The sequence below is a fragment of the Burkholderia sp. Ax-1720 genome (assembly GCF_011753035.1).
GTDB lineage: Bacteria > Pseudomonadota > Gammaproteobacteria > Burkholderiales > Burkholderiaceae > Burkholderia > Burkholderia gladioli.
On record NZ_VWWK01000227.1, the window covers coordinates 1 to 9,262 of the forward strand.

The window sequence follows — 9,262 nt, forward strand, 5'->3', positions numbered from 1 at the left end:
GCCAGCGGCGGCTCGTCGCCGTTCTCGGTCGCGCCCGCTTCGCCGCCATCGCGCGCGCCGAGCCGCAGCACCGACAGCATCGCGCAACCCACCGCGATCGCCAGCGTCGGCAGCAGCAGCGGCATCATCGCCGGCAGCCCCTGGCCGCCGAACACCACGTAGGTATAGACCGGCAGCGAATACGGGTGATAGGCCACCATCACGGTCGCGCCGAATTCGCCGAAGGCGCGCAGCCAGGCCAGCACCAGCCCGGCGCGGATCGACGGCCAGGCGGCCTGCAGCGCGACGCGGAAGAAGCGGCTGCCGGCGCGATGGCCGAGCGTGGCGGCGACATCCTCGAACACCGGGTCGAGCGCGGCGAAGGCCGAGCGCGCGGCGACGATCAGGAAGGGCGCGGCCACGAAGGTTTCCGCCAGCACGATGCCGGCGAAGGAATCGGTCAGCGCGCCGTTGCTCCACTGGCCGAGCGGGCTGTAGGGACCCAGCAGGAACAGCAGCAGCACGCCGCTGGTGAGCGGCGGCAGCGCCAGCGGCAACTGCACGATGAAGCCTATCGGCGTGGTGGCGCGCGAGCCGGAGCGCGCCAGCCAGTAGCCGAGCGGCACCCCGCAAACCAGGGTGAGCAGGGCGGCCAGCGTGGCGCTGCCGGCCGACACGCCGACCGCCGACCAGGTGGCGCCCCAGTCGACGCCGGCCCAGTCGGCCTGGCCGATCTGGGGGATGGCGGCGAGGAAGGGCGCGCAGAGGTAGACCGCCAGCAGCAGCGAGAGCAGCCGCAGCGGTCCGGCGACGCGTCGCGTCATTGCTGGGCGGCGTCGATCACGGCCTGCAGCGAGGGCGGCAGGGCCTGCGCGTTGCCGCTCACCTTGGGCGTGACCACGTCGACGCCGTGCTGCTTGAGCAGGGCGCGGCCCTGGGCGCTCAGCAGGAAGTTGGCGAAGCGCGCGGCGCCGGCCTGGTTGGGCGCGTCGGACAGGATCGTCAGCGTGTAGCTGGCGTTGGCCTGCAACTCGGGCGCGGGCGCTACGGCCGGGATCTTCAGGTCCGAGGTCTCGGTCGAGTAGAAGAAGCCCGCGTCGAGCTGGCCCGATTGCAGGCGGCCCACCAGGGTTTCCTCGGGCAGCACCTGTTCCGGGTTCTCCGCCGTGCCGAGCGTCTTCTCGACCAGGTCCGGCTGGTGGTAGAAGCTCGCCGCCTTGGTCATCATCTCCACCGTGAAGGCGCCCTTCGGATCGAGCTTCGGATCGGTGCGGCCGATGCGGATGCCCGGCTCCTGCAGCACCTGGTCCCAGCGCCTGGTCTTGAAGTCCTTGGCGAAGCGGCTCTTGGCGTTATAGCCGATCATCAGCGGCGACTCGGCGAAGTTGACGTACCAGGCCACGTGGCCGCCGTTCTCCTCGCCCATCAGGCCGGTGTTGACCTTCGGGCTCGCGCTGATGAACACGTCGCCGCGCCGCAGCTTGCCCTTGATCTCGTTGGCGATCTTGTTCGAGCCGGCCGCGTAGCCGTGGAAACGCAGCCCGGTCTCCTTCTCGAAGGCGGGGCCCACGCTGCGCTCCATCAGGTTGACCAGGGAACCCGCGTACAGCACGTTCACGGTGTCGTTGTCGGCGGCCTGCGCGTTGGCGGCAAAGGCACTCGCGACGACGGCGCCGCACACCAGCAGCTTGCGAAACATGGCTTACTCCGTAGCGTTATAGAGGTCGGTATATTACGGTGCGACGGCGACATTTGGGCGGAATAGCGGGAATCGCGGCGGCGATTCGTTGCGTTTACACTGGCGTCCTCGATGCGCCGGCATCTCGGCCGGCGCCAACCTGACAGGAGACCTCCATGCGCACGAGTGCCCGTAACCATTTCGTCGGACAGATCGTCGACGTGAAACCCGGCGCGGTCAACGACGAGGTGAGGCTGCGCGCCGCCGACGGCCTCGAGATCGTCGCGATCGTCACCCACGGCAGCGCCGAGTCGCTGGGGCTGGCCGCCGGCAAGGCCGCGTTCGCGCTGGTCAAGGCCTCGTCGGTGCTGGTGATGGTGGACGTCGACGCGGGGCGCGTCTCGGCGCGCAACTGCGTGGCCGGCACGGTGGCTTCGCTGACCAAGGGCGCCGTCAATGCCGAGGTCGCGATCGCGGCGCCGGGCGGCGCGCAGGTGGTGGCGATCGTCACCAACGACAGCGTCGATCGCCTGGGCCTGGCGCCCGGCAAGCCGGCCAGCGCGATCTTCAAGGCCTCCAGCGTGATCATCGGCGTGGACGCCTGAGCGGAGCCGCCCGATGAGCACCGAAGCGCCGCCGCTCCTGGCCGGCCATCCCGGCCCCGGCATCCTGAGGATCGAGGGCGACGTGCTGCGGCCGATGTCGCTGTCGCTGGCCGAGCTCGCCGCCTTGCCGGCCACGCGCTGCGAGCCCTTCGCGCTGCGCTGCTTCACCAGCGGCCGGTACATCCGCGACGTCGAGCCGTATCGCGGCGTGCGCCTGACCGAGCTGTTCACGCTGGCCGGGCTGCACGATCCGGCCAGCGGCGATTTCAAGCGCACCGTGTTCCTGGCGATCGGCCACGACGGCTACGTGGTCACCTTCTCGTGGCACGAGTTGTTCAATACCGCGATCGGCGAGCAGGCGATCGTCGCCTACGAATGCGGCGGCCGCGCCCTGGGCGAGGCGGGCGCGCCGCTGCTGTTCTCCGGCGCCGACATCTCGCCGGCGCCGCGGCACGTGAAGCGGCTCGCGTCGCTGGTGGCGCGCGTGATTGCGCCGTAAGCGCGCCGTGATCGCGCCGGGCAGCGAGCGCTCCGGGGGAATTTCTCGACGCCGGGATTTTTTCCTCGAAAAATGACTCGATGTCCTTATCCGGATGAAGATGGGATGGCCCATCGGGAGAAACGAGTCATGAGGAAATTCCGTTCCATGCTGGTGCTGGGCATGCTGGCGGCCGCCGGCGCGCAGGTGTCCTGCCTGGCGGCGCCCGCAGTCGGCGCCGACGATCACGCCGCGGCGCAGGGCACCGCCGCCGGCAAGTCCGCGGCGCCGCCGAGATTGACGGTGGGCGTCAGCGATCCGAACACGCGCCTGATCCTGCCGTGGTTCCTCGCCGACACGATCGATGCCGTCAATTCGCGCAGTTCGCTGAACGAGACGCTGCACAAGTTCAAGCGGGATCTGTAGCCCTGCCTCGCGCGGCCCTGGACGGGGCCGCTCGACCCGATCGCATCCACGCCGGACACCGCCGGCCCGGATGCGATTTTTCATTGGGCGGCCGATTTCCCTCGCGACTGTCCTCGCGATTGCCCGCGATCTCGCCGGCAGGAGCCCGACGGGCCCCGTGCCGGCTCCCTCCCTTTACGGCAAGGCCGCCGCGCTCACGCCCTCGGGCAGGCTGGCGCCGTCGCGCACGAACAGCGGCAGCGTGTCGACGTCCGGCACCACCGTGCGCGACAGCGGCCCCTGGAATACCGCGCCGGTCCAGAAGTCGCGCCAGGTGCCCGCCGGCAGGTAGATGTGCCGCGTGCCCACGCCAACCGTCGACAGCGTCGAGGTGACCGGCGCGACCAGCAGGTCGGGGCCGAACAGGTACTCGTCGTCGGCTGCCACCGCGTTGGCATCGCTCGGGTAGGCATAGGGCAGGGGCCGCACGATCGGCGTGCCGTCGGCGATGGTGCTACGCGCCGCGGCGGCGATATGGGGCACCAGGCGGTCGTGCAGCGTCGCGTAGCGCCGGTAGACGGCGATCGCGTGATCGCTGACCCACCACGGCGGCACCGGCGTCTGCATCACCGGCGAGAGCGCGCCCAGTTCGGTCCAGCGGATATAGGTGCCCTCGGTCGGCGTCAGCTCCGGGTGGTTGAAGCCGGCCTCGCCGGTGTTCTGGCGGCTGCCCGCGTAGCCGCCGATATCACCGCCCGTGAAGGCGAAGCCGCTCATTGACAGGGACATCAAGCCGCGCAAGGCCTGGGTCAGCCCCTGCTCGCCCGGCTGGCTCTGGTTGTCCGCCTCCCAGTGGCCGGCCCAGCGCGCCGAGCCGTTCCAGCCGCCGCGCGCGAGGATCACGAAATCGTCGCCGGGCCGCTCGGCGTGGAAGGCGTCGAAGATCGCGTGATGGTAGTCGTCGATATAGGCATTGTGGTTGAGCCGGTTCGGCAGGCCGTTGTGCCAGACCGAGTTGTCGGACAGGTCCTCCTCGCCGCGATCGACCTTGACGCCGTCCACGCCGCGCCGTACCAGCGCGCGCAGGCCGTCGCGCCAGGCGGCATAAGGCGCCGGGTTGCTGAAGTCGACGTGGGTGCTGAGGCCGCGCGGCGGGTAGTAGGTGGCCTCGTTGTTGTCGGGCCGGGTGCCGGTGATGGTCCAGCCCTTGTTGATGTAGTCGGTCTGGTAGCTGTTGTTCACGTAGGACGAGAGCCAGACCATCAGGCGCACGCCCTTGTCGTGGACCTGCGAGATCAGCGCGTCGGGGTTCGCGAAGCGGGCGGGATCGAAATCGAAACTGCCCTGGCCGTTGTCCCAGGGATTGTCGAGCCAGACCGCGCCGATCGGGATGTTGCGGCTCTGCATGCCGTCGACCAGTTGGTTGACCGAGGCGGTGCTGGTATCGCCGTCCTGCCAGACCATCGGCTTCCACATCCAGTCGGGCGGCGTCCACTGCGGGCCGCCGACGCGGCCGACATGGGCCGACAGCATCTTGGCCGGCGTGCCCTGGTAGTAGACCAGGTCCAGCGTGTCGTTCTCGATGGTCGCGCGCACCGCGTCGGGACGCTGGTCGTCGCGCGCGAACACGATTTCCCCACGCGCGTCCGAATCGACGGCCGCGCCCCAGCCGCAAGGACACCAGAAGAACGGCGAGACGATCTCGTTGGTCGAGGTCTGCCGGTTCGAGCCCGGCCCGTGGCTGATCCACAGCGGCAGCGCCGTGTTGCGCAGGTTGACCGAGTTGAAGCGCTGGCCGCCGCCGAAGTAGGCCTGCGTGGCCGGGCTGTCCCAGGCGGTGGACACCGCCGTGACCTTGGGCGCGGCCGGCGCGTAGTGCAGCCTGACCGTGCCGTTGTCGGCGAAGCTCAGGCTCAGCGTGGCGCCCAGCCCGTCGTCGGTGTTCACCGCGATGGTGGCGACCTTGCCCGAGGCCTGCACCGACTTCACGCCGGTCGCGTAATGCCACTGCGAACCGCTCAGGTAGGACAACGGCCGATAGCTGACTTGCGGCAAGCCCGGGTAGGCCTCGTTGATGCCGTCCTGGAGGTTGTCGAACTTCGCGAAATCGGGATTGACCTGCGAGGGTGCGCCGCTGGCCGCGGCGTCCTGGACCAGGGTGTCGCCGTTGGCCGAGGCCCATTGCAGGTGCCAACTGTCGCGGCTGAGCACGAAACGCGTGTTCGCATTGCCGACGATGAACTGCGAGGGCGTTTCGGTGACCTGCAGCGCATTGCCGTTGTTGCTGCTGCCGCCGTTGCCGGTGGTGTTGCCGGCCTGGGTTGCCGGCGGATCGTCATGGCCGCCGCAGGCGGCGAGCGCCAGGGCGGTGCCGGCCAGCAAGGCGGGGAGTCGCCGCGGCGGGCGGGAAGTTTTCGACATTGTTTGATTATCCATCCAGGAAATTCATCGACTCGAAACAAAAGGGATTCGTGTCGAGATGAATGACGCATTTCAGTTTCGCGGGGAATGAAAGAGGCTAGTTAGGATGAATTTAAGGCAGATGACAAAGCGTTTTGGAAAAAATCACGGGCTTGTCGAATAAATCCGGGAACGGTCGTTCCTTTTGAAAATTCTCGGTGCCTTACCAAGTCACGAAAACATCATGTAAACAGCCGTCATCGAAATATAAAGTAATAGAATCGGTTGATTGAATGGAGATTTTTTCATCCGTCGGACATGTGGGATTTGTCATTGAAGAGACATCTGTCGATGTCTTAATTCGGCCTCGATAGCATTTGGATAGTTTTCTGTAATATCGGAAATCGCTATTTATTTCTTAAAACTGACATATCGACGGATTGAAAATGGATCGCCGTAAATTCATCAAGTGGAGCGGTTTCATGACCGCTTCGGTCGCCAGCGCCACGCTATTGACCGCATGTGGCGGGGGCGACGACGCCGCGACTTCGACCGGCACGAATACCGGTGGCGGCAGCTCGACGGCCACGCCGCTGTCGTTCTCGCTGGGCGTCGCCTCGGGCGATCCGCAGCCGGGCAGCGTGGTGCTGTGGACCCGCGTGGCGGGCGGTGACGGCAAGAACCCCGTCAACGTGCGCGTGCAGGTGTCGACGGCGGCCGATTTCAGCGCGCTGGTGCTCGATACCACGGTGGCGGCGAGCGCCGACTGGGACTACACGCTGCGCCACAAGGTCAGCGGCCTGAACGCGAACACCATCTACTACTACCGCTTCATCGCGGGTGGCGTGACCAGCATGACGGGCCGCACCTGGACGCTGCCGGCCGCCGGGCAGGCGCTCTCGCAACTGAAGTTCGCGGTGATCTCCAGCCAGGACTGGAGCGTGAACCACTGGGCGGCCTTCGACACCATGCAGGGCGAGGACATCAGCTTCATCGTGCACGTCGGCAACTACGTGTACGAGCGCCTCGGCATCACGCTGCCGACCACGCCGGCGCGCGACCCGGCGCATCCCGACTTCAAGCTGCCCAACGGCACGGCCCTGCCCGACGGCTCGGTCTACGCGACCACGCTGCCCGACTACCGCACGCTCTACAAGACCTATCGCAGCGATCCGCGCCTGCAGCGCCTGCACGCCAACTGGCCGATGATCGCGATCTGGAACGACCACGAGTTCTCGGCCAACGGCTGGCAGGACCACGAGACCTACACCGCCGCCCAGGCGCAGCAGACCGCGCGCCGGCGCGGCGCCAACCAGGCCTGGTTCGAATACATGCCGGCCGACGTGAGCTTCACGGCCGACAATCCCTCGTTCCAGAATATTCAGATCTATCGTTCGTTCTCCTTTGGAAACCTGGCCACGCTGGTGATGACCGACGAGCGCCTGTATCGCGCGGCCCACGAGGTGGCGGAACAGGTATCGGGCAATCCGGTGGGCAGCCTCTACTTCGTGCCGAAGGCCACCGTGGCGGCCGCCGAGCAGGCGAAGCTGACGGCCGCGAGCAATGCGCTGACCCCGGTGTCGCTGCTCGGCGACACGCAGCGCCAATGGTGGCAGACGCAGATGAGCGCGGCCAAGACCACCTGGAAGCTGTGGGGCAACAGCGTGTCGCTGCTGCGCACGCAGGTGGACATGTTCGCCGCCCTCACCGACGCGCTGACCCAGGCCGTGCTGCAGACCACCAGCGGGCTGGGGCCGTTCGAGGCCCAGTTCCACACGGCGATCCAGCAGGACCTGACCGCGGCCGTGGCCGGCAACCTGAAGCCCGCGCCGTTCACCAACCTGGACACCTTCGCGACGCAGAAGCTGGGCTTCCCCGAGTCCGCCGTGCAAGGAACCATCGCCGAGCTGAACTCGCTGCTGCCGCCGTATTCGGTGCTGACCACCATGCTGATGAGCGCCGACCAATGGGACGGCTACAACGCCGAGCGCCTGAGCCTGATGAGCTTCCTGAGCAGCAACAACATCGGCAACGTGGTGTCGCTGTCGGGCAACCTGAATGCCTTCGTGGCCGGCACCGTGATGAACGACTTCGATGCCGCCACGCCCACGCCGGTGATGGTCGACCTCGGCACCGCCGGGATCTCGAGCACCTCGCTGTTTACCTCCTACGTGGCCTTCCTCAACAACCCGGCCAACAATACGGGCTGGCTGGACCTGCTGGCGACCACCGGCGGCTTCAACAGCCTGGACAGCACGCTCACCGCGAACAACAGCTGGCTGGCGTATTCGGACAGCAATGCGCAGGGGTATAGCGTGATCACGCTCACGCCGAGCGCGCTGACCTGCAACTTCCGCAAGATTGCGCCGGTGAGCCCGACGGGCCAGGTGCCGAACGCCGCCACCGCGGTGGCCAGCACCAAGGTGGTGACGGTGCAGGCGAACACCACCAAGCTCAACGTGGCGTAGTAGCGGAACGAAGCAGCGCTTCGAAGCTGAACGACGAATGGCCCGGGAGCAGGCGTGCTCCCGGGCCATTTTCATGTTGCGGCTTCCTTTCTCGGCTTCGCGTCAGGCGGGGCCGTCGCGCGGCGAATCGGCGAATCGGCGGCTCGCGAGGCGGCCGGCCCATCGTGTATGCTTTCGCGCATGAGCAAACCCGATCTCCCTTCGACCGAGCCCGCGCCCGCGCCCGAGGCAGCCGAGTCGTCCTCCGCACCGCCGGGCCCCCCGCAAGTCAATTTCCGGATGCGGATCCGGCGCGGCGACACGGTCGCGCTCGGCCCCGGCAAGGTCACCCTGCTCGAAGCGGTGCGCGAGCACGGCTCGATTTCGGCGGCCGCGCGCCATCTCGGCATGTCCTATCGCCGCGCCTGGCTGCTGATCGACGAACTGAATCGCTCGCTGCGCGCGCCGGCCACGCATTCCGAGCAGGGCGGCGCGAGCGGCGGCGGCTGCACGCTGACCCCGGTCGGCGAGAAGATCATCGCGCTCTATCGCGAGATCGAGGAAGAGGCGAAGCGGCATTGCGACAGCCAGATCGCCGAGCTGACGGACTTGATGCAGTCCTGAGGCGGTTTTGAGTCGGCCCTGATGCCGTCTCTCGATGCGGGCGCCGGGGCGGTGCCCGTGGGTGGTTCGGCGCTCAGCCGTGCCGCATCGCGATGGCCGCCGCCGCGCGTTCGGCCGAGCGCGCCAGCCCCGCGATGGCATCCACCACCTCGGCCAGGTTGGCCGCCTTGATCCTCCTCAGCGGCACCCCCTGCTTCGCGCAGGCCGCCGCGATGCCGGCCAGCGCTTCGCAGGCCACGGCATCGGTCGCCACCACCACCAGGTCGGCTTCGGCGACTCGCGACATCCAGCTTCCCGCGCTCGTGTCGGTGCCGTCGTGCACGGCGACCGAGCCGCCCGCCGCGTCGACCAATCGCGCGAGCGCCGCATTCGATCCCTCCCGTCCGCCGACATAGACGATCCGCCGGCCGCGCATCGCGCGCAGCGACGGCCGCGCCAGGTCGACGCCGCCCGGCACGGCCGCGAAGGCCTGCTCGAGCACGGCGGCTTCGCGCTTGGCCGCGTTCAGCACATGCAGGGCGTCGTCGAGCTGTTCGCGCAGCATCCGCACCCGCGCCTGCTCCACCTCGAGCGCCTGCTCGGCCGCCGCCGCGCGGCCGGCCAGCAGCACCGCGTTGGCGTCGCGTTCGGCCAGCGCGCGCCGCAG

9 protein-coding genes are annotated in these 9,262 nt (G+C 68.1%); 5 read left to right on the forward strand and 4 right to left on the reverse strand.

Annotation, left to right across the window (positions count from 1 at the left end):
• Positions 1–803, reverse strand: an 803-nt coding sequence (locus tag F3J18_RS33210; RefSeq protein ID WP_240156479.1) for an ABC transporter permease, incomplete at its 3' end; no start/stop codon positions are given.
• Positions 800–1,678, reverse strand: a complete 879-nt coding sequence (locus F3J18_RS33215) for an extracellular solute-binding protein (RefSeq protein ID WP_166916341.1) — start codon at positions 1,676–1,678, stop codon at positions 800–802. The genes F3J18_RS33215 and F3J18_RS33210, both read right to left, overlap by 4 nt.
• Positions 1,679–1,833: 155 nt before the next feature.
• Between F3J18_RS33215 and F3J18_RS33220 the strand changes: the two genes are divergently transcribed.
• From F3J18_RS33220 to F3J18_RS33230, 3 genes are all read left to right on the forward strand, one after another.
• Positions 1,834–2,262 (forward strand): TOBE domain-containing protein, encoded by a 429-nt coding sequence (locus F3J18_RS33220; RefSeq protein ID WP_025100069.1) that lies wholly within the window; start codon positions 1,834–1,836, stop codon positions 2,260–2,262.
• A 13-nt stretch (positions 2,263–2,275) separates the two neighbouring features.
• Complete coding sequence (locus F3J18_RS33225; protein WP_013689497.1) at positions 2,276–2,761, forward strand: molybdopterin-dependent oxidoreductase; 486 nt, start codon at positions 2,276–2,278, stop codon at positions 2,759–2,761.
• 129 nt (positions 2,762–2,890) lie between these two features.
• Entirely contained in the window at positions 2,891–3,166 is a 276-nt protein-coding gene (locus tag F3J18_RS33230) for a hypothetical protein (protein WP_152554455.1), read from the forward strand.
• 174 nt (positions 3,167–3,340) lie between these two features.
• On the opposite strand, the gene F3J18_RS33235 is transcribed toward F3J18_RS33230, so the two are convergent.
• The gene (locus tag F3J18_RS33235) at positions 3,341–5,566 is read right to left on the reverse strand and encodes a glycoside hydrolase family 31 protein (protein WP_166916343.1); all 2,226 of its coding nucleotides are present in this window, start codon (positions 5,564–5,566) and stop codon (positions 3,341–3,343) included.
• Between the two features lie 461 nt (positions 5,567–6,027).
• On the opposite strand from F3J18_RS33235, the gene F3J18_RS33240 reads away from it, so the two are divergent.
• Both F3J18_RS33240 and F3J18_RS33245 read left to right on the forward strand, forming a co-directional pair.
• On the forward strand, positions 6,028–8,013 hold the full coding sequence (locus F3J18_RS33240) for an alkaline phosphatase D family protein (protein WP_240154726.1): 1,986 nt from the start codon (positions 6,028–6,030) through the stop codon (positions 8,011–8,013).
• 168 nt (positions 8,014–8,181) lie between these two features.
• Positions 8,182–8,616: a winged helix-turn-helix domain-containing protein gene (locus F3J18_RS33245; RefSeq protein ID WP_240154725.1), complete on the forward strand. Its 435-nt coding sequence runs from the start codon at positions 8,182–8,184 to the stop codon at positions 8,614–8,616.
• A 73-nt stretch (positions 8,617–8,689) separates the two neighbouring features.
• On the opposite strand, the gene F3J18_RS33250 is transcribed toward F3J18_RS33245, so the two are convergent.
• A partial coding sequence (locus tag F3J18_RS33250) for a DUF2325 domain-containing protein (protein ID WP_166916347.1) occupies positions 8,690–9,262 on the reverse strand: 573 nt, incomplete at its 5' end.

What these genes read in the sequence shown, in the direction of transcription:
- F3J18_RS33225 (WP_013689497.1), top strand. Translation starts at nt 2,276, where the DNA reads ATGAGCACCGAAGCGCCGCCGCTCCTGGCCGGCCATCCCGGCCCCGGC.
- F3J18_RS33230 (WP_152554455.1), top strand. Translation starts at nt 2,891, where the DNA reads ATGAGGAAATTCCGTTCCATGCTGGTGCTGGGCATGCTGGCGGCCGCC.
- F3J18_RS33240 (WP_240154726.1), top strand. Translation starts at nt 6,028, where the DNA reads ATGACCGCTTCGGTCGCCAGCGCCACGCTATTGACCGCATGTGGCGGG.
- F3J18_RS33215 (WP_166916341.1), bottom strand. Translation starts at nt 1,678, where the DNA reads ATGTTTCGCAAGCTGCTGGTGTGCGGCGCCGTCGTCGCGAGTGCCTTT.
- F3J18_RS33235 (WP_166916343.1), bottom strand. Translation starts at nt 5,566, where the DNA reads ATGTCGAAAACTTCCCGCCCGCCGCGGCGACTCCCCGCCTTGCTGGCC.
- F3J18_RS33245 (WP_240154725.1), top strand. Translation starts at nt 8,182, where the DNA reads ATGCTTTCGCGCATGAGCAAACCCGATCTCCCTTCGACCGAGCCCGCG.
- F3J18_RS33220 (WP_025100069.1), top strand. Translation starts at nt 1,834, where the DNA reads ATGCGCACGAGTGCCCGTAACCATTTCGTCGGACAGATCGTCGACGTG.